Annotated in this window: 21 protein-coding genes; 6 read left to right on the forward strand and 15 right to left on the reverse strand. The window is 66.2% G+C overall.

The genetic code is table 11. The annotated features are described in order from the left end of the window. Positions 1-69: 69 nt before the first annotated feature. Positions 70-1,017 carry an SDR family oxidoreductase gene (locus tag ACLBKU_RS04620; RefSeq protein WP_410178358.1) on the reverse strand — a complete coding sequence of 316 codons (948 nt, stop codon included), beginning with the start codon at positions 1,015-1,017 and terminating at the stop codon, positions 70-72. 130 nt (positions 1,018-1,147) lie between these two features. On the opposite strand from ACLBKU_RS04620, the gene ACLBKU_RS04625 reads away from it, so the two are divergent. After that, positions 1,148-2,149 (forward strand): zinc-binding dehydrogenase, encoded by a 1,002-nt coding sequence (locus ACLBKU_RS04625; RefSeq protein ID WP_410178359.1) that lies wholly within the window; start codon positions 1,148-1,150, stop codon positions 2,147-2,149. After that, positions 2,146-2,685 carry a nuclear transport factor 2 family protein gene (locus ACLBKU_RS04630; RefSeq protein ID WP_410178360.1) on the forward strand — a complete coding sequence of 180 codons (540 nt, stop codon included), beginning with the start codon at positions 2,146-2,148 and terminating at the stop codon, positions 2,683-2,685. Before ACLBKU_RS04625 ends, ACLBKU_RS04630 begins: the two co-directional genes overlap by 4 nt. Here the strand turns inward: ACLBKU_RS04630 and ACLBKU_RS04635 are convergent. Next, the gene (locus tag ACLBKU_RS04635) at positions 2,682-3,089 is read right to left on the reverse strand and encodes a PaaI family thioesterase (protein WP_410178361.1); all 408 of its coding nucleotides are present in this window, start codon (positions 3,087-3,089) and stop codon (positions 2,682-2,684) included. The genes ACLBKU_RS04630 and ACLBKU_RS04635 overlap by 4 nt on opposite strands. 86 nt (positions 3,090-3,175) lie before the next feature. Here ACLBKU_RS04635 and ACLBKU_RS04640 point away from each other — a divergent pair, with 86 nt between their 5' ends. Together ACLBKU_RS04640 and ACLBKU_RS04645 are read left to right on the forward strand one after the other, a co-directional pair. Further along, on the forward strand, positions 3,176-4,768 hold the full coding sequence (locus ACLBKU_RS04640) for a fatty acid--CoA ligase (protein ID WP_410178362.1): 1,593 nt from the start codon (positions 3,176-3,178) through the stop codon (positions 4,766-4,768). Position 4,769: 1 nt separating this feature from the next. Further along, positions 4,770-5,288, forward strand: a complete 519-nt coding sequence (locus ACLBKU_RS04645; RefSeq protein WP_410178363.1) for a VOC family protein — start codon at positions 4,770-4,772, stop codon at positions 5,286-5,288. Here ACLBKU_RS04645 and folD read toward each other — a convergent pair. The 4 genes from folD to ACLBKU_RS04665 form a co-directional block, all read right to left on the reverse strand. Next, positions 5,285-6,181, reverse strand: coding sequence for a bifunctional methylenetetrahydrofolate dehydrogenase/methenyltetrahydrofolate cyclohydrolase FolD (gene folD / locus ACLBKU_RS04650; RefSeq protein ID WP_410178364.1), 897 nt, complete (start codon positions 6,179-6,181; stop codon positions 5,285-5,287). The two genes, ACLBKU_RS04645 and folD, sit on opposite strands and share 4 nt — an antisense overlap. After that, positions 6,181-6,462: a YggT family protein gene (locus tag ACLBKU_RS04655; protein WP_410178365.1), complete on the reverse strand. Its 282-nt coding sequence runs from the start codon at positions 6,460-6,462 to the stop codon at positions 6,181-6,183. Before ACLBKU_RS04655 ends, folD begins: the two co-directional genes overlap by 1 nt. 109 nt (positions 6,463-6,571) lie before the next feature. Next, entirely contained in the window at positions 6,572-7,483 is a 912-nt protein-coding gene (argB, locus tag ACLBKU_RS04660; protein ID WP_410178366.1) for an acetylglutamate kinase, read from the reverse strand. 173 nt (positions 7,484-7,656) lie between these two features. Next, the gene (locus tag ACLBKU_RS04665; RefSeq protein WP_410178367.1) at positions 7,657-7,908 is read right to left on the reverse strand and encodes a YdcH family protein; all 252 of its coding nucleotides are present in this window, start codon (positions 7,906-7,908) and stop codon (positions 7,657-7,659) included. 118 nt (positions 7,909-8,026) lie between these two features. Here ACLBKU_RS04665 and ACLBKU_RS04670 point away from each other — a divergent pair, with 118 nt between their 5' ends. Both ACLBKU_RS04670 and ACLBKU_RS04675 read left to right on the forward strand, forming a co-directional pair. Further along, positions 8,027-8,530, forward strand: a complete 504-nt coding sequence (locus ACLBKU_RS04670) for a thermonuclease family protein (RefSeq protein WP_410178368.1) — start codon at positions 8,027-8,029, stop codon at positions 8,528-8,530. A gap of 449 nt (positions 8,531-8,979) precedes the next feature. Beyond that, on the forward strand, positions 8,980-9,249 hold the full coding sequence (locus ACLBKU_RS04675) for an endonuclease domain-containing protein (protein WP_410178369.1): 270 nt from the start codon (positions 8,980-8,982) through the stop codon (positions 9,247-9,249). 16 nt (positions 9,250-9,265) lie between these two features. Here the strand turns inward: ACLBKU_RS04675 and ACLBKU_RS04680 are convergent, their stop codons facing one another. The 9 genes from ACLBKU_RS04680 to ACLBKU_RS04720 form a co-directional block, all read right to left on the reverse strand. Next, the gene (locus tag ACLBKU_RS04680; protein ID WP_410178370.1) at positions 9,266-9,451 is read right to left on the reverse strand and encodes a hypothetical protein; all 186 of its coding nucleotides are present in this window, start codon (positions 9,449-9,451) and stop codon (positions 9,266-9,268) included. Between the two features lie 21 nt (positions 9,452-9,472). After that, positions 9,473-10,996, reverse strand: coding sequence for an anti-phage dCTP deaminase (locus ACLBKU_RS04685; RefSeq protein ID WP_410178371.1), 1,524 nt, complete (start codon positions 10,994-10,996; stop codon positions 9,473-9,475). 3 nt (positions 10,997-10,999) lie between these two features. Then, on the reverse strand, positions 11,000-12,046 hold the full coding sequence (locus ACLBKU_RS04690; RefSeq protein ID WP_410178372.1) for a ribonucleotide-diphosphate reductase subunit beta: 1,047 nt from the start codon (positions 12,044-12,046) through the stop codon (positions 11,000-11,002). 80 nt (positions 12,047-12,126) lie between these two features. Then, positions 12,127-12,312: a hypothetical protein gene (locus tag ACLBKU_RS04695; RefSeq protein ID WP_410178373.1), complete on the reverse strand. Its 186-nt coding sequence runs from the start codon at positions 12,310-12,312 to the stop codon at positions 12,127-12,129. 148 nt (positions 12,313-12,460) lie between these two features. Further along, positions 12,461-13,033 carry a hypothetical protein gene (locus ACLBKU_RS04700; protein WP_410178374.1) on the reverse strand — a complete coding sequence of 191 codons (573 nt, stop codon included), beginning with the start codon at positions 13,031-13,033 and terminating at the stop codon, positions 12,461-12,463. 27 nt (positions 13,034-13,060) lie between these two features. Next, positions 13,061-15,106 carry a ribonucleoside-diphosphate reductase subunit alpha gene (locus ACLBKU_RS04705; protein WP_410178375.1) on the reverse strand — a complete coding sequence of 682 codons (2,046 nt, stop codon included), beginning with the start codon at positions 15,104-15,106 and terminating at the stop codon, positions 13,061-13,063. Between the two features lie 814 nt (positions 15,107-15,920). Further along, positions 15,921-16,415, reverse strand: coding sequence for an MGMT family protein (locus tag ACLBKU_RS04710; RefSeq protein ID WP_410178376.1), 495 nt, complete (start codon positions 16,413-16,415; stop codon positions 15,921-15,923). Beyond that, on the reverse strand, positions 16,349-17,026 hold the full coding sequence (locus tag ACLBKU_RS04715; RefSeq protein ID WP_410178377.1) for a PAS domain-containing protein: 678 nt from the start codon (positions 17,024-17,026) through the stop codon (positions 16,349-16,351). Before ACLBKU_RS04715 ends, ACLBKU_RS04710 begins: the two co-directional genes overlap by 67 nt. A gap of 72 nt (positions 17,027-17,098) precedes the next feature. Beyond that, entirely contained in the window at positions 17,099-18,733 is a 1,635-nt protein-coding gene (locus ACLBKU_RS04720) for an AMP-binding protein (RefSeq protein ID WP_410178378.1), read from the reverse strand. Positions 18,734-18,779: the final 46 nt, after the last annotated feature.

Below are 18,779 nucleotides of genomic sequence, written 5' to 3' on the forward strand. Positions count from 1 at the left end.
CGCCCTGATAGGCAAGTCTTGTCCATGGATTGCCGCGTCGCCTTCGGCTCCTCGCAATGGCGAAAAGGACTACCCGAACGCCGGCCTGTAATTGCTCTCGCCCCATTCCTGCCGCTTGGTCCAGCTGCCCATGTCCTCGAGCTTGCCTTCCAGTTCCGGAAAGCGCTCGTAGACGTGGTCCATGTCGACCGCGAAAGGCCGGGTGGGGGCGTTGTTGTTGTATTCGTAGAAGGCCTCGATCCCCTTGGCGAAGTCGGCGCGCATCTCGGGCGGCATGGTGTCGCCCGCGGCATCGACGAGGTACTTGCCGAACTCGGCCGGGGTGCAGGGGTCGTACTTGATCTCTTTGCCCAGCGCCTCGGAAATGTACTGTGTGACCTGCTTGCCGACGAGCCGCTCGGGCCCGCCGATATTGAGCCAGGCGCCCTCCATGTCGGACCGCTCGAGGCTCGCGAGCATGAAGCGCGCGACGTCGTCGAGGCTGATCCAGTTGGCCTCGAGCGAGGGGTTGTGCGGGTAGACGTAGCGGCCCTCATTGACGATGAAGGGCCGCGCCCAGCCGGTCAGCAGGTTGTCCATGAACAGCACCGAGCCGAACACCGTCCCCGGCGCGCCCGAGCGCCACAGGGCGTTGATCCCCTTGGTGTTCTCGCCATAGGTGAAGGGGTCGCCGGGCTTGTCCGGAATCCAGCTCGAGGTGTTCCAGACCACCCGCTTGACCCCGAGGTGCGCGGCGACCTTGCCGACCTCGCCGATCAGGTAGGCGCGGTCGGCGCGGGCCTGCAGGGGGTGGGTGTAGAAGATGTAGTCCGAGCCCTCGAGCGCGGCGGCGAAGGTCGAGGTGTCGTAGAGGTCCATGGGCCGCACCTCGACCCGCTCGACGCCTTCGACCGGCGCGCCCTCGAGCGCGTCGGGCCGGCGCGAGATCGCGCGCACGTCGTAGCCTGCGGCGAGCGCCTGGCGCACCTGGGCAAGCCCCTGCCGCCCGCTCGCGCCGATTACCGTGATGAGTGCCATGTTCTCTCTCCCCTCATGGTCTGCCGGGCGAGACTAGGAAGCCCCCCCGCCTGCCGCACCGCGCCAAAGTGATAGCCTCCTAGCGAAAAGGCGGGGTTGCCGTAGCGGCCGGGGGGCCGGACACAGGGGCATGGACAACCGCTTCTGGCGCATTGCGCGCCGCCCCGAGGGGACCGACTTCGCCGCCGCGCTGGAGCTGGAGGCGGCCCCGCTGGCGCCGCTGGCCGAGGGCGCAATCCGCATCCGCAACACCCACCTGTCGATGGATGCGGGCACCCGGATGTGGCTCACGGACCGCGAGGACGGCTACCAGCCGCCGCTCCCGGTCGGCGGGGCGATGACGGGGCTGGTGCTGGGCGAAGTCGTTGAAAGCAGGGCTATAGGGTTTTCTGTAGGCGATCTCGTGCGCGCCTTCGGTCAATGGGCCGATGTGAGCACGGTCGATGCGGCGATGTCGGGGGCGGTCTTGCTCGACCCGGCGGTCGCGGACCGCCGCGCGTGGTTCGGCCCGCTCGGCATGAACGGCTGGACCGCGCTGTGGGGAATCGAGCGGACCGGCGCGGCGAAAGCGGGCGAGCGGGTGCTGGTCTCGGCGGCGGCGGGAGCGACGGGAATCCTCGCGGTGCAGATCGCGAAACTGCTCGGCTGCGAGGCGTGGGGCATCGCGGGGGGCGCGGCGAAGTGCGCGTATCTCAAGGATAATCTGGGGATCGCGGGGGCGGTCGACTACAAGGCGGGCGACCTCGCGGCGCAGCTCGACGCGGCCGGAGCCTTCGACGTCTATTTCGACAATGTCGGCGGCCCGCTGCTCGATGCGGTGCTGACCCGCATGAACCACTATGGCCGCATCGCGGTGTGCGGCCTCCTCGCCGACTACGCCTCCGGCACCCGCACCGCGCCGAAGGAGTTCGACCAGGTGCTGATGCGGCGCTTGCGGGTAGAGGGCTTCTTCTCGCCCGACTTCATGCACGAGGGCCCCGCCCTCACCGCCCGCCTCCGCGCATGGCACGAGGCGGGCGATCTCGTCATGCCCTACGACGTGACCCAAGGGCTTGAAAACACGCTCGACGCCTATGCCAAGCTGTTCACCGGCGGGAATATCGGCAAGGTGATCGTGGAGCTCGACGCATGACCGGAACCCTCGAAGACCGCGAAGCCATCCGCGACGTGCTCGCCGCCTACGCCCACGCCATCGACCGGCGGCGCTGGGGGATGATGGAGCGATTGTTCCACCCCGACGCGACCTTCCGCTTCGGCCTCGTCGCAGGCGACTGGCGCGGCTTCGTCGAGCAGGCGCGCGCGATCATCGACCCCTGCCTCGCGACCCAGCACCAGCTCGGCCAGACGATCTTCGGCTTTGAAAATGAGGGCGTTTGTCACACCGAGACCTACATGACCGCGATGCACACCATCCCGCCGGGCTACCCTATGACGGCCGCCTTCCCGGACAAGGGAATGATCTATTCGGGCATCGTCGCGGGCCGCTATGTCGACCGCTTCGAGAAGCGGGGCGGCGCGTGGCGCATCGCCCAGCGCACCGGCCTCTACGACTGGCGCGAGTTCCGGGTGGTCGAGGGCGCGGACCTGTCGAACACCCCCGAGGGCGCGGCGGGCTACCACGACGAGCGCGATCCCTCGACGGCGGCCGTCCGGCAGTGGCTCGGCTAGGGCCGGCGGAACGCGAACACCCCGCTCATCGTCGCGATCTGTTCCTCGCCCCGCCAGATGCCGCCCGAGGTGTAGGCCGTCCGCCCGCCGAGCCGGTCGATCCGCACCCGCGCCTCGAGCCAGTCGCCGAGCCGCGCTCCGGCGAGGTAGTTGACCGTCAGCGTCACCGTCGAGGGTGCGAGGCGCGGCCGCTCGGCATCGTAGACCGCGTGGCTGAGGGCGACGTCCGCGAAGGTCGAGATCACCCCCCCATGCGCCGCGTCTTGGTAGTTGATGTGGTGCGGGCAGACAGCCAAGCCCACCACCCGCACGCCCTCTACCGGGGCTCCGAGATAATAGGGCCCGCCGTGGTCGAGGAAGCCGGGGGTGAAGCCCGCGGGGTCGAAACCGTCTGGAATGCTCATGCTCTCCAGCCTAGCGCGCCTGCTTGCCGGCGCCGCTATGAATTGTGCCAATGACAGCCCCGGCGCGCCCGTCTATTTCCGTCGGCATGGGAGAGAACACAGCACTGGCCGCACAGTCCTTCTGCGACGTTGTGCGCGAGCATGCGCAGGCGCAGGGCGAGGTCATCGCCTTCACCTACGGGGACGAGGAGATCAGCTTCGCCGAGCTCTCCGCCGGCGCGGACCGGGTCGCGAACGGCCTCCTCGCGCTCGGCGTCGCCCCGGGCGAGCGGGTCGCCTTCCTCGGCAAGAACCATCCGCTCTATTTCGAGGCCTTCCTCGGCGCGGCCCGGATCGGGGCGGTGATGACCCCGGTCAACTGGCGCCTCGCCCCGCCGGAGGTCGCCTACATCCTCGACAATTGCCAGGCCCGCGTGGTGTTCGTCGGCGAGGGTTTCGCGCAAGCCCTCGCCACCGCGCGCGCCGAGGCGACCCGCATCGAACAGGTGATCGGCATCGACGCCCCCGACTTTCCCGGAACCGACTACCGCACCTGGCGCGACGGCTTCGCGCCGACGCCCCCGTCGCACCGCGTGAAGGCCGAGGACGACGCGCTCCAGCTCTACACCTCGGGCACCACCGGCAAGCCGAAGGGCGCGGTGATGACCCACGGCTCTATCCTCTCGAGCCGCGACGCCACGCAGTCCGGCGAGGAGATGCGCAAATGGCAGGAGCCGATCCCCGGCGACGTCACGCTGCTCGCCATGCCGTGCTTCCACATCTCGGGCACCGGCACCGGGATCGGCACGATGGTCGCGGGGTCGAACGCGATCGTCCTGCCCGAATACGACCCGACCAAGGCGCTGGACCTGATCGAGAACTTCAACATTTCGAAGATCTTCCTCGTGCCCGCGGCGCTCCAGATCCTCCTCAACCACCCGCGGGTCGGCGAGGTCGACTTCAGCCGCCTCAAGTACATCACCTACGGCGCCTCCCCGATCCCGCTCGAGCTGATGCGCGAGGCGATCCGGGTGATCGGCTGCGGCTTCGTGCAGATGTACGGGATGACCGAGACCAGCGGGACGATCGTCGCGCTCGACCCCGAGGACCACGTGCCCGAGGGGAGCCCACGGATGCGCTCGGTCGGCAAGCCGCTCGCCGGGGTCGAGATCAAGATCATCGACGAGGCGGGCAACCCCGTGCCGGTGGGCCAGGTGGGCGAGATCGCCACACGCTCGTCCAAGAACATGCGCGGCTACTGGAACAACCCGGAAGCCACCGCCGCCGCGATCGATCCCGAGGGCTGGCTGCGCACCGGGGACGCGGGCTATCTCGATGCGGATGGCTATCTCTACATCCACGACCGGGTGAAGGACATGATCATCTCCGGGGGCGAGAACGTCTACCCGGCCGAGGTCGAGAACGCGCTCTATTCGCACCCCAAGGTCGCCGACGTCGCGGTGATCGGGGTGCCCGACGCCAAGTGGGGCGAGGCGGTCAAGGCCTGCGTGGTCGTGAAGAGGGGCGAGGAGCTGACCGAGGCCGAGCTGATCGCGCACGCCCGTACGCTGATTGCGGGCTACAAGTGCCCCAAGTCGGTCGACTTCATCGAGGCCCTTCCGCGCAACCCCTCGGGCAAGATCCTGCGCCGCGAGCTGCGCGCGCCCTACTGGGTGGGCAAGGACCGGGCGGTCAACTGAGGTGCTGCCCGTCCGGCAGCTCGCTTACAAGGTCGAGACCCTCGAGGCGGCGGCGCTGGCGCACCACCGGGCGTTCGGATCGGGGCCGTTCTTCGTGCTGCGGCACGTGGCGCTGGCGTCCTCGCGGCACCGCGGGGTGGAGCGGCCCTTCGACCACTCCTCGGCCTACGGCCAGTGGGGCAGCGTGATGGTCGAGCTGGTGGTGCAGCACAATCCCGATCCCAGCGCACTGCACGACATGTTCCCGCACGGTTCGGGCAGCGAGGGGCTGCACCACGCCGCCCTGTTCGTCGACGACCTCGAGGCGGCAATCGCCCGCTTCGCCGCCGAGGGCGCCCCGCTCGCGCAGCTCTCGGTGACGCAGACGGGCACCGCCTTCGCCTTCGTCGATGCGCGGGCGAGCCTCGGGCACATGCTCGAGCTCTACGAGCCGACGCCGCAGCTCACCGGGTTCTACGACTTCGTGGCGGCGGCGGCTGAGGGCTGGGACGGCAGCGACCCGATCCGCGAACTCGGCTAGAGCCCCGCGGGCGGCTCCAGCCCCGCGTGGCGATGGGCGGCGACGAGCGTGTTCCTGAGCAGCACTGCAATCGTCATCGGCCCGACCCCGCCCGGCACCGGGGTGATCGCGCCCGCGACTTGCGAAGCCTCGCCATAGGCGACGTCGCCCACCAGCCGGCCCTTGGGCCTGTCCTCGGTGGGCGGCAGGCGGTTGATGCCGACGTCGATCACGCAAGCGCCGGGCTTGATCCAGTCGCCGCGCACCATCTCCGGGCGGCCGACGGCGGCGACCACGATATCGGCGCGGCGCACCACCGCGGCGAGGTTCTTCGTTCGGCTGTGCGCCAGCGTTACGGTCGCATTCGCATCGGTCAGCAGCTGCGCCATCGGCTTGCCGACGATGTTCGAGCGGCCGATCACCACCGCCTCGAGCCCCGAAAGGTCGCCCAGCCGGTCCTTGAGCAGCATCAGGCACCCCAGCGGCGTGCAGGGGACGAAACCCTCCTGCCCCACGGCAAGGCGCCCGGCGTTGATGACGTGGAACCCGTCGACATCCTTGTCGGGGTCGATCGCGGCGATCACCGCCTGCTCGTCGAGCCCGCCGGGGAGCGGCAGCTGGACGAGGATGCCGTCGACCGCAGGGTCGCGGTTGAGCCGCTCGACCAGCGCCAGCAGGTCCTCCTCGCTCGTGTCGGCGGGAAGGCGGTGCTCGAAGCTCGCGATCCCGGCCTCGACGCAGGCCTTGCCCTTGGCGCCGACATAGACCTGGCTCGCCGCGTCTTCGCCGACCAGCACCACCGCAAGGCCCGGCGCGCGGCCGGCCCTCTGCGCGAAGGCGGCGGCGTGCTCCGCGACGCGGGCGCGCAGCCCCTCGGCGAAGGCCTTGCCGTCGATCCGCGCTGCCTCACCCATCAGCGCAGCGCGCCCTGGAGGATGTAGCCGATCGCGTTGAGGATCATCAGGAACACCATCGGCGAGAAGTCGATCGCGCCGGTGTCGGGCATCACGCGGCGGATCGGGCGCAGCGCGGGCTCGAACAGGCGGCTCAGCGCGTCGTGCACGGCGCCGGCGAACTGGTTGCGCGGGCTCACCACGTTGAAGGCGAAAAGCAGCCCGATGATGAACCAGACGATCAGCAGCATGTTCGCGGTGTTGATCACCATCAGGAAGATCTGGAGAAATGCGTCGCTCATTGCGTGTCCGTTTCCGTTGCATGGGGCGCCGCCGAGGAGGGGCGCGCCCGGTCATGTCCCTGCCGAGGCGTATTAGCCTCTTAATACGCCTCGCGCCACCCCCGGTTCCTCAGGCGCGCACCAGCGTGCCCGCGCCGCGGGCGGTGAAAAACTCGAGCAGCATCGCGTGGCCGACCCGCCCGTCGAGCACCACCGCCGCCTCGCAGCCCGATTGCACCGCGGCGACGCAGGTCTCGAGCTTGGGCACCATGCCGCCGCGGATCACGCCCTCCTCCCGCAGCTTGGCGATGTCGGCGGGGGTGAGGTCGGTGAGGAGCTCGCCGTTCGCGCCCATCACCCCCGCGACGTCGGTCAGCAGGAACAGCCGCGCCGCGCCGAGCGCCGCCGCGATCGCGCCCGCCATCGTGTCGGCGTTGATGTTGTAGGTGTGCCCGTCCTCGCCCGGTGCGATCGGGGCGATCACCGGGATCATCCCGGCCGCGACCATGGTGTCGATTACCTTGGTGTCGACGCTCGCCGGCTCGCCGACGAAGCCGAGGTCGACCGCCTGCTCGATGTTGCTGTCGGGATCGCGGGTGGTGCGGGTGACCTTGCGCGCCGTCACCAGCCCGCCGTCCTTGCCCGAGATGCCGATGGCCTTGCCCCCGGCGGCGGCGATCCAGCCGACCAGCTCCTTATTGATCGCGCCCGAGAGCACCATCTCGGCGACCTTGGCGGTCGCCTCGTCGGTCACCCTCAGGCCGTCGACGAAGGTGCTCTCCACCCCGAGCCGCTTGAGCATCGAGCCGATCTGCGGGCCGCCGCCATGCACCACCACCGGGTTGATGCCGACGGCCTTAAGTAGCACGATATCCTCGGCAAAATCGCGCGCCGCCTCGGGGTCGCCCATCGCGTGGCCGCCGTATTTCACCACGAAGGTGCGGCCGGCATAGCGCTGGAAATAGGGCAGCGCCTCGATCAGCACCTCGGCTTTGAAGAGGTCGGGCGTCTCGGCCCGCGGGTGGGTCTTGCTGTCGTTCACCGGCGTGTTTCCGTCGCGCGGGGAGCCGCGCCTCGGGCGCGCCCTAGCGGCTTCGCTGCGCGGGGCCAAGCGGCTTGGTGCGCACCGGCTCCCCGGGCGAGCACCCACGACAGGGTTGCGGGCGGCGCATCGCCTCATGCCCCGCCCGCGCAAGCTCCTGACTTGCCGAGACTTTACTCCGCCGGCGCGTTCTCCAGCAGCGCCGCGATCTCGTCGAGCAGGTGGAGCCGCTCGCGCTTCAACGCCTCGAGCCGCGCGTCGCTCGCGGCCTCGGCCTCGGCCTCGATGCGGTGGATCGCGCGGTTGACCGCGTGGTGCCGCTCGGCGAGGCGGGCGAAGTGCGCGTCGGTGGTCTTCAGCCGGTGGAGCGCCGCGGCATCGGCGGGGAAGGTCTCGGCGAGTTCGTGGGGGGTATGAGCGGACATTGGGGTCTCCCGTGTTGGACCCCCTCCCTAGAGCCCTACGCTGCATCCGCATTTGACCGGGGTCAAATGTGCTGGAAGCCTTCGGCGCCGCCGCTATAGTCGGCGGCGGGATAGCTTCGTGACACGCCTCGGATCATTGCGCCGCTGGTCGGCTGCCGTGCTCGTGCCGCTCGCCGCGGCGGGAGCGCTCGTGCTGGGGCCGCGCGTAGGAGAGGCCCAGGGCCGCTCCGACATCGCGGAGCACCGCGCGCTCTTCCCGGTCTGCGCGGGCGGACCCCGCGTGACCTGCGTGGTCGACGGCGACACGATCTGGCTCGCGGGCGCCAAGATCCGCATCGCCGACATCGATACCCCCGAGGTTTCAAGACCTTCCTGCCCGCGCGAGGCGGCCCTCGGACGGCGCGCGACCGAGCGGCTGCGCCAGCTCCTCAACGCCGGGCCCTTCACGCTCCACCCCCCGCCGGGCGGCCGGCTGCGCGACCGCTACGGCCGCGAATTGCGGCTCGTCCAGCGCGGCGGCGAGTCGCTCGGCGAGGTGCTCGTGAAGGAGGGGCTGGCGGTGCGCTGGGGCGGGCCGAGAGCGCGCTGGTGCGGGGCTGAAGGGGGTGTAAGGGGGGTCTAGAGGGGGTCTGGGCGCGGCTAGACCGGGGATGAAATCCGCCCGCATTGCAGACAAGCTGTTGAAGGATAGAGGCTTTTCCTCGGGAATCCCAAACCGCAGGCGGTTTCGCGCGGGTTTTCAACCAAATGCCCGGGGCAGGCTGACAGGCCGCAAGCCACTAGGAAAGCCCCCGCAGCCCCGCCCCTGCCTACAGGGCCGCTTCCGCCGCCTTGGCCGCTCCGGCGCGGTGTAGGGATGGGGGGCGGGGCCGGGGAGCCCAAATTCGTGTAGGAGTCGGCGCGCGGCGCGTCGCCGGAAAGGCAGCCGCCGCCTCACCGACTGACCCACCCCTAACCCCGATACCTGCCCCGGCGAAGGCCGGGGGCAAGCGGGAGGGGGACCTACTTCTCCCCTCCCGCCTGCGGGAGGGGCCGGGGGTGGGCCTTGTCTTGTCCTTACCGCCTCCCACAGTGTATTCTCCCCCCCATGCCCACCTTCGCCCCCCCCGCGACACCGCGCGCGCCCGGTCGCTGCGGCGCGAGGCGACGCTCGCGGAGCGGACCTTGTGGGTGTATCTGGCGCGGAGCCAACTCGGCGCCAAGTTCAGCCGCCAGATGCCGGTCGGCCCGTTTTTTGCCGACTTCCTGTGCCGCGAGCTGTCGCTGGTGGTCGAGCTCGACGGCATCAGCCATGACATCGCCCCCGAGCGCGACGCGAGCTACTGCCGGGATAGAAGATGAAGAGGATCTGGCTAGATCAGGATACGGAAGAAGAGAGCGCCAAGGTTGAAGCGACGCCACCTTCTTCTTTACTACGGTAGATTACACCGTGATCCAGAGTCACAATCCATTCAAGCGTGTAGTTGGCTTTAGCTTCCGGTGTGAGCCGGCTTGCGGCTTCCGAATCGCTACGGATTTGCGACAAAATCGCGGCGTCGCTCATGGCGCTCCCCTTAAAGCCTCCCTACGCTGGATCCGTCTTCTGATCCCCGTTGCCAGCGTTGTGAGCACTATGAATCTTTTCGATGACGGGTGCAATCTGGTTTGCGATGAACAGTTCACGATCGTCGCCATCTGAATCCTGCGAAGCGCCGATAGGGTATGCGGATGAGGGACGCCACTCCGTTATCATACCGAAACCATCTTTTCGCTTCTTGTAAGAAAATGCGCGCTGGAAGAGAACGGGTGATACGCCCCTAAAGGAACGGAAAACGACTCTCTTGGCGTCTTCCTTCATCGCTGCGCCGACATGCTCCGAAACGATCTCACGCCGGTACAGACCGTCCGTCATGCTTTTCGGATAAGGCTCAATGTAAACAACCTCATCAATCCCCGACGAAATAATGTGCCTAGCACAGAGATGACATGGATAGGTGGTGCAATAAAGAATCCCACCTTTCACAGACCTGCCTAGTTCTGCCGCCTGTGAGAGGGCGTGCATCTCGGCATGCACCACGCGACTGAACTCGATCAAGTTTCGCAGCCTTACGTCAGCCGCTTCTTCTTTAAATTGGCCGTGCAGTAACTCATTAGCGAGATCATCACTATTCGTTGCCTCATCAATAGCGCCAGCGATCTTTAATAGCGATATGAACTCAGAAATTGACCGCTTAACTTCATTGAAATTTGGGTCATGCCCCTCCTCCTTGTCCCTGTTATCGCCTATCGCGCCTTCTTTTCCTTCGTAGAAGAAGCCTCCACCAGGATATGGAACTTCATTACAGCCGGTGGCGATTATCGCCCCCTCTCTCCCGGCGATTACAGCACCAACCTGCCTGGAAAGATCACAGGAACGTAACGAAGTGGCCTTGGCCACAAACATCATGTATTCATCGACTGTTGGAGTAATGAACGGATCTTGAAATATCAAGCGAACGAAACGTTTGATTGACGACTCTACATCCGAAGAGTCCAAGAAAAAGTCAGATTTTGGGAATGTCTCTTGAACACCCTGCCCTGTCGCTTTCTTTCCCTTTTGGTCTCTCGCCATGAGCTCCTTGGCAAGATCCTGATGCTCCTCTTTAAAAGGCTGCTTTCTCGATCCTGCTATCTTGTTTGCGATGTAATCACATCTTTGGGGGGAAGAGGCAAAAACCGAGATAGAATAGAAATTTCGACCATACAAAAGGTCTAGTACCTCGTGCTCCTTAGGATTTTTCAGTGAGTCGATTATGTACGCAACAGGCTTCTCACTCGACACCTTCTTCTTCTCGGCTCTAATCGCAGTGACAATTAATGAAGCCACTCCTGAACCATTGTCTGAAGCAGATCGAATTTCGTCGCCCGCGTCCATAAGGCGTTTAGTTCGTTCGTAGTAATCTTCAGGTGGACTTAGCTCCAAGACCTCTTCAATTGCAGCACTTACCTTGATCTCGCGGCATTCGTAGCCAACCACTGAGAGTTGCGCGGCCAGCTGCTGCTTGGCTTCCGCCAAGTCAGTACCTGCCGCGCAGGTAAAGCCAATATAGAGGGTCGGCTTTTTGGCCACCCCCTACTCCGCAGCCTCAGCCCCAAACAGCCCGGCGACCGCCTCCTCGGCAGCCCCCTCGTTCGCGGCCTTCGCCTTCTGGCGCTTGTCGAAGCTCGACCACACGTCGTTCCAGTTCCCCCGCGTCGCGCCCTTCGAATATTCCGTCGCGCGGGTCTCGAAGAAGTTGGCGTGCTCGACGCCGTTGAGGAGCGGGGCGAGCCAGGGGAGGGGGTGCTCCTCGATCATGTAGATCTCCTGCAAGCCCAGCTGCTTCAGGCGCCAGTCGGCGATGTAGCGGATGTAGCGCTTGATCTCCTTGGCGCTCATGCCGTCGACCGGGCCCATTTCGAAGGCGAGGTCGATGAAGGCGTCCTCGAGGCGGACGGTCTTCTGGCAGATGTCGATGAGGTCCTCCTTCACCGCCTTGGTGAGGCACTGGCGCTCCTCGCAGAAGGTGTGGAAGAGCTTGATGATGCCCTCGCAGTGGAGGCTCTCGTCGCGGACCGACCAGCTGACGATCTGGCCCATGCCCTTCATCTTGTTGTGGCGCGGGAAGTTCATCAGCATCGCGAAGGAGGCGAACAGCTGGAGCCCCTCGGTGAAGCCGCCGAAGGCCGCCAGCGTGCGGGCAATGTCCTCGTCGGTGTCGACGCCGAACTGGCCGAGGAAGTCGTGCTTGTCCTTCATCTCCTCGTATTCGAGGAAGGCGCTGTATTCGGTCTCGGGCATTCCGATCGTGTCGAGCAGGTGCGAATAGGCGGCGATGTGCACCGTCTCCATGTTGGAGAAGGCGGCGAGCATCATCTTGACCTCGGTCGGCTTGAACACCCGGCCGTAGTTCTCGTGGTAGCAGTTCTGCACCTCGACATCGGCCTGGGTGAAGAAGCGGAAGATCTGGGTGAGCAGGTTGCGCTCGTGTGTCGAGATCTTCTGCGCCCAGTCGCGGCAGTCCTCGCCCAGCGGCACTTCCTCGGGCATCCAGTGGATCTGCTGCTGGCGCTTCCAGAACTCGTAGGCCCAGGGATACTGGAAGGGCTTGTAGGTGTTGCGGGCTTCGAGCAGCGACATGGGCGGGTACTCCTTGGGGTCGTTCTTTGTATCAGATACGCAGGCCGGGGCCGCGCGGATTCAGGCGAGGCGCCCCGGGCTCAGGGCGCGTAGGCGACGAGGATGTAGAGGCAGAAGGGCACGAACATCGACACCATCGCGACGTGGATCATCGCCGCGTTGCGGGCGTGACCCTCGACGTTGCGGCGCAGTTCGCGCCAGGCGTTGAAGGCGAAAACGGCGCTGACGACGAGGCCGAACAGGCCCATGGCGAATGGCAGGTTCATGTGTCGGAGGTCTCCTTCAAATCAGCCCACCGGCTTGTTCAAGGCGCCACAGCCTGATTACTTCTTCGGATTCTTCGGGGGAGGTGGCGGCATGGACGGTGCGGCCGACTTCGTTACGCCAGTTGATCCAAATGCTTGCCGGCCCTCTTTAGGCCGTGATGGCGGCGGAGGTGGCGGTGTATTGTTTTTCTTGTCGGACATTAGTTTCTCCGATCTGCGACGCAGCGATGATCATTAGAAATAGCAAAGCGGCGGCAAACGCTAAAAACTGGATCAGCTGCGCCATTCGCACATAGAAGTTCTCGAGGGGCTCAGAGTAACTCTTGATGACCTTAGTGTAGTATCGCTCTACAATCTCTTGCTGCCGTTGATGAGCCTTCGCGGAGAGGTGGTGCTCAGCCAACCCAGCGCAGATCGATATCAGCAACGAGAACGCACAAAAACCAAACAGCGATTCAGAAGCATCAGTTAACTTATCTCTGGCGTTCACCGCAAATCCAGCAAGTAATAACAGAAGCCCAGAAGAAAGCTGTATAATGCTCTTCACGAAGTTATCTTCACTTTCGCGCCTAGCTTTATTTAGCTCCGTCCGTTCCGCCATCATCACTTTATAAAGCTCGTCAGGGTCGCAACCATCCAAGGGATGAGCATTAGACGGATCAAGGATTGCCTCCAGCTTCTTTGGAAAGCCAGCCTTCCAACTTCGCCTCACATTTGACATCGCGACTGCTGATCCAATGGTTCAAACTCACTGGCAGCTCAGGCATTCCTCGTAATCGGTCTGCTCGCCGCTCGCGGAGAGCTCGATCCGGGGCGCTTCCGAGGTGTTGTCCGCCTCGACCCCGCCGGCGAACCCGGCGCGCTGCACCGACTTCGAGCGCAGGTAGTAGAGCGACTTGATGCCGCGCTCCCACGCCTGGTAGTGGAGCATCATCAGGTCCCACTTGTCGACGTCGGCCGGGATGAACAGGTTCAGCGACTGGGCCTGGTCGATATAGGGCGTGCGGTCGGCGGCGAATTCGAGCAGCCAGCGCTGGTCGATCTCGAAGCTGGTCTTGTAGACCGCCTTTTCCTCGGGCGTCAGGAAGTCGAGGTGCTGGACCGAGCCGCCGCGCTCGAGGATCGAGTTCCAGACGTTGGTCGAGTTCTTGGCCTTCTTCTCGAGCAGCTTCTCGAGATACGGGTTCCTCACGATGAAGCTGCCCGAGAGGGTCTTGTGGGTGTAGATGTTGGCCGGGATCGGCTCGATGCAGGCGCTCGTCCCGCCGCAGATGATCGAGATCGACGCGGTCGGCGCGATCGCCATCTTGCAGCTGAAGCGCTCCATCGCGCCCATGTCGGCGGCGTCGGGGCAGGGCCCGCGCTCCTGGGCGAGCAGCATCGAGGCTTCCGAGGCCTTGGCGTGGATGTGCTTGAACATCTGGAGGTTCAGCGCCTTCGCCATCGCGCTTTCGAAGGCGACGCCCTTCTGCTGGAGATAGGAGTGGAAGCCCATCACGCCCAAGCCCACCGAACGTTCGCGCGCGGCGGAGTACTTGGCGCGGGCCATCTCGTCGGGCGCGCGGTCGATGTAGTCCTGGAGCACGTTGTCGAGGAAGCGCATCACGTCCTCGATGAAGGCACGATCGCCCTTCCACTCTTCCCACGTCTCGAGGTTCAATGACGACAGGCAGCACACCGCCGTGCGGTCATTGCCGAGGTGGTCGATGCCGGTCGGCAGGGTGATTTCCGAGCACAGGTTCGAGGTCGAAACCTTGAGGCCGAGGTCGCGGTGATGCTTGGGCATCATGCGGTTCACGGTGTCGGAGAAGACGATGTAGGGCTCGCCGGTCGCCAGCCGGGTTTCGACCAGCTTCTGGAACAGCGAACGCGCATCGACACGCCCACGCACCGAGCCGTCGCGCGGGGACTTCAGCGCGAACTCCGCACCCTCGCGCACCGCGTGCATGAACTCGTCGGTGACGAGCACGCCGTGGTGGAGGTTCAGCGCCTTCCGGTTGAAGTCGCCCGAGGGCTTGCGGATTTCGAGGAACTCCTCGATCTCGGGGTGCGAGATGTCGAGGTAGCAGGCCGCCGAGCCGCGGCGCAGCGAGCCCTGCGAGATCGCGAGGGTCAACGAATCCATCACCCGCACGAAGGGGATGATCCCGCTGGTCTTGCCGTTGAGGCCGACCGGCTCGCCGATCCCGCGGACATTGCCCCAATAGGTGCCGATCCCGCCGCCCTTGGAGGCGAGCCAGACGTTCTCGTTCCAGGTGCCGACAATCCCTTCGAGGCTATCCTCGACCGAGTTGAGATAGCACGAGATCGGCAGGCCGCGGTTGGTGCCGCCGTTCGACAGCACCGGCGTCGCGGGCATGAACCACAGGTTCGAGATGTAGTCGTAAAGCCGCTGGGCGTGCGCCTCGTCGTCGGCATAGGCATCGGCGACGCGGGCGAAGAGGTCCTGGTAGACCTCGCCGGGCAGCAGGTAGCGGTCGGTCAGGGTGTCCTTGCCGAAATCGGTGAGCCGCGCATCGCGCGAGGGATCGGTGACGATGTTGAAGCGGCGGTCGTTGACCTTCTTGCTGTCGGCCTTCGCGGTATCCTTCATCGCGGCCGCCATCGCGCCGGCGAGGGCCCCAGAGAGAACTTCGCCCGCCTTGGCGGCGACCAGTGCGTCGGTGCCCATATCGCTCGTCTTCATCGTCACAGCCTTCTCATCCCCCGCCGCAGGCGAGCCCGCATCCAGTTCATTGGTCACATCGGTGTTCACCGCGTCATCGGGCACGTTGTCGCTCGCCTTGAAATCCATAGTCAGCCCACCTTGTCCCCCGAATCGGCACCATCGCACAAGGTGCGATGTTCCGATTCTGTTCTATACCGGCAGGTCCACAGACTTGCCAACAGGAGGGCCCGTGTCCGGGCGTGTCGGCAGGTCGGTCGGTCCCCTTCGCGGCGCGGGTCGGTCCAAGCTCCCGAGGCGAATCCCTGTCTTCGATGCCCTCTGCGGGGCGGCGGGGTCTCACCATGGCTTGGGGGTCCGATTTGCGCCGAACCACTAGATGATGAATCACCCGGGGAATCCCGTCAACGCCCGATTAAGCCCTTACTTACCATCCGCCGGGCTTCATCACGGCGTCACAAACCCGCGACGCGTGGAGCAAGCTTGAGTCGCGGACCCCGCAAGCCCCAAATTGAATCTGTGAAGAAAAATATGGGGAGTGAATCATTCGAATCCACCCGTGAATCTTTTGCACCGGCGCAGCTTCGAATGTTGCGCTGGAGGGGTCGTTAAGGTCCGCTGGAGCCAGCGCGGGAACGGGTGCTTCGGGCCGTTCGCGTCCGCGACATGCCCGTCAGCGAGCGATCCCCTATAGACACCATCTGATCTTCGTCGCCCCGTGCTTGACACGGGGCTCGGCTCATCTGTTTCTGCCTTCGCCGCGATCTCGGATCATGGTGAGGGAACCCCGGTGGGGACGATCTGTAGGAGCAGTGGTTTACACCCGAAGCATCGCCGAAGTAGCCAAGCCCCGTGTCAAGCACGGGGCGACGAGCATCGCAGCGGCAGCCCCCACCAGCTACCGACACTCACCCCGCCCTGCGCCGTCCTTCCGAAGCGGACGTCAGCGCGCCTCGATCGGGTCGGCGGGGCGGCGCGCTTCGTAGTCGAACACCGCCGGCTGCCGGCGCAGCGGCGAGACGCGCACGCCCTCGGCCTCGAGGAGGGCCTGCTGCGCTGCGGTGCCGCCGGGGTACTTGGGGTTGAGGAAGCCGCCCTTCTTCAGCACCCGCCACCAGGGGGTCAGTTCGTCCTCGGGCAGGTAGGGACGCTGCTCTTCGGCGGCGCGGGCCGCCATGTTCAGGAAGATCGCGGTCGAGACGGGACAGGCGACCGCCACCTGATGCCGCCGGGCGAGCGCCTGCCGCAGGTCGTCGAGGGTGACGATCTCGCCCGCCTTCAGCACCCGCACCAGCGCGTTCACCTCCGCCGGGCTCGAGACCACCATCGCCCCGCCCCCGGCCTCGCGGAAGCCGGGCGCTCCGGGCGGGATCATGTGGACGATGTGCGGCTCGCGGCCGTTGTTGAGATGGTCGAGGGCGGTCTTGCGCTTGGCCATGGGTTTCCTCCTCCTTCCGGATTCGCGCCCGGTGTATCGTGGCTGGCGCGAGGGGAGAATAAGGCGACTTTGTTCCCGTTCTGATCCGGAAGCGGCGCCGTCACTCGGGGGTGACGTCGAGGCGGATCGTGCACACCACGCCGCTGGTCGAGCTCGTCGACGAGCGCGCGGCGCATCGCCTCGGCGCGCCGCTCGCGGGTGATGTCGCGCACCTCGATGACCGTGCCGATGGTTTGCGAGGCGTCGTTGCGCACCGGGCTGGCGCAGAACGCGACGGGGTAGAAGTGCCCCTCGCGGTGCACGAACATCTCCTCGCCGCGCATCTGGTTGTGCTCGGGAAAGGCGCGGTCGATGGCGCATTCGGCGAGCGGGAAGGGGCGGCCGTCGGGTCGGGTGTGGTGGACGATGTCGTGGAGCGGCCGGTCGGCTGCGAGGATCTCGCCGAGCGTGTAGCCGGTGAGCTGCTCGGCGGCGGCGTTCATGTAGATGCAGTGCTGGCGGTCATCCATCAGGAAGATTGCGAGTGAGGCATTGTCGAGCACCGCCTGGAGCCGCCGATCGGGGCTGGCGAGGCCGCCGGTGGCGGCGTCGGCGTCAGGTGGTTCGGTCATCGCCCGTTGCTCGGACAAGAGCGCGCCTTATGGCACAACCTAGGTTGCAACAGGGCGCCGAAGCGCCGCGTTTCAGCGCGTTAGCGCGGCATCCGCGATCGCCTGCGCGGTCTTGTAGTCGGGCTTGCCGTTGTTGAGCCGCAGCGACTGCGCGGTGATGACGTAGCGCCGCGGGATCTTGTAGCCGGCGAGCCCGGCGCGGGCATGGGCGTCGAGCGCGGTCTCGTCGACCTCCCCCTCCGGCTGCACCACCGCGACGACCTTGCGCCCGAAGCGCGCATCCGGAAGGCTGACGACGCGCACGTCCTTGACCGCGGGATGCTCGAGCAGCACCGCCTCGACCTCCTCGGGGAAGACCTTCTCGCCGCCGGTGTTGATGCACATGTTGTCGCGGCCGATGAACTCGAGCGTGCCGTCCGCCGCCCAGCGCGCGCGGTCGCCGGTCATCAGCCAGCGCCTGCCGTCGATCACCGGGAAGGTTGCCGCGTTCTTCTCATCCTCGCCGAGGTAGCCCAGCGGCAGCGGCCCGGTGCGCGCGACGATGCCGACGCCCGCGGTGCCCTTGGGGATCTCCTCGAGGTTCTCGTCGAACAGCCGCACCTCGCGGCCCGGCCCGGGGAGCGGCTGGAACTTGCCCCCGCCGCTGCTGCCGGCGGCGGTGGTGACGACGATCCCGGTGCCCGAGCTCTCCGACGATCCCAGCGCATCGACGATCATCAGCCCTGGATGGTGCGCGAGGAGCCGCTGCTTGAGGGCCGGCGAGAACACCGCGCCCGAGGAGGTGATGCTCCTCAGCGAGGCCAGCACCTCCGCCCCGTCGCCGCGCGCGTCGAGCCGGTCGGCGATCGGCAGCGCGAAGGCGTCGCCGACGATGAAGACGCCCCTGGCGCCCAGCCGTGCGATCTCGTCCAGCGCCAGATCGGCGTCGAACTTCGGCGCCGGGAGCAGCGCCAGCGTGCCGCCCTTCAGCAGGTGGATCACCGCGGTGAACTGCCCCGCGCCGTGCATCAGCGGCGACAATAGCAGCAGCGGCGAGGTGCTCGCCGGGTGCTCGGGGCCGATCCGGGCGGCCTCGGCGACCTGCTCCGCGAGGCTGGCGACCACCAGCGGCGGAGTGCCGGGCGGGCGCTGCCAGACGCCGATGTTGAACGCGCCCCAGGCTTCGCGCATCGGCCACATCACCGCCTTGGGCATCCCCGTGGTGCCTCCGGTGGCGGTGAGGAACAGCGCTTGCGCGTCATCGTGGATCGCGAAGCCTTCCGGCACCTCGCTCGCGCAGAGCGCCTCCCACTCCGCGCCCCCCACGTCGATCGTCAGCGTCCCCTCCGGCATCGCCGCGCTGGCGGCCTCGGCGAAGTCGCTCTCGGTGAACAGCGCCTTCAACCCGAAGCGGGTGAAAATGTCCGCGAGCTCCCGCGCCTTGTAGTGGTAGTTGACGTTGACCGGCACCACCCCCGCCTTCGCGCAGCCGAACCAGGCGAGCATGTAGTCGGGGGTGTTCCTCAGCATCTGCCCGGCGATGTCGCCCGGCCTCAGCCCCCGCGCCCTCAGCTCCGCCGCGATGGCGTCGGTCAGCGCGTCGAGCTCGCCCCAGGTGACGATGCGCTCCCCGTGGACGAGCGCCGGCCGCGCAGGCTCGATCGCATTGCCCAAGGCCTTCAGGACCACACCGAAATTCGCACCCCCGAACACCCCCTCGCTCACCATCGCCTCTCCTTGCCTCATGTCACTTTCGCTAGCCCCGCGCGGGCCT

Origin of the sequence: Erythrobacter sp. NE805, assembly GCF_046452355.1 — a bacterium.
Taxonomy (GTDB): domain Bacteria; phylum Pseudomonadota; class Alphaproteobacteria; order Sphingomonadales; family Sphingomonadaceae; genus Erythrobacter.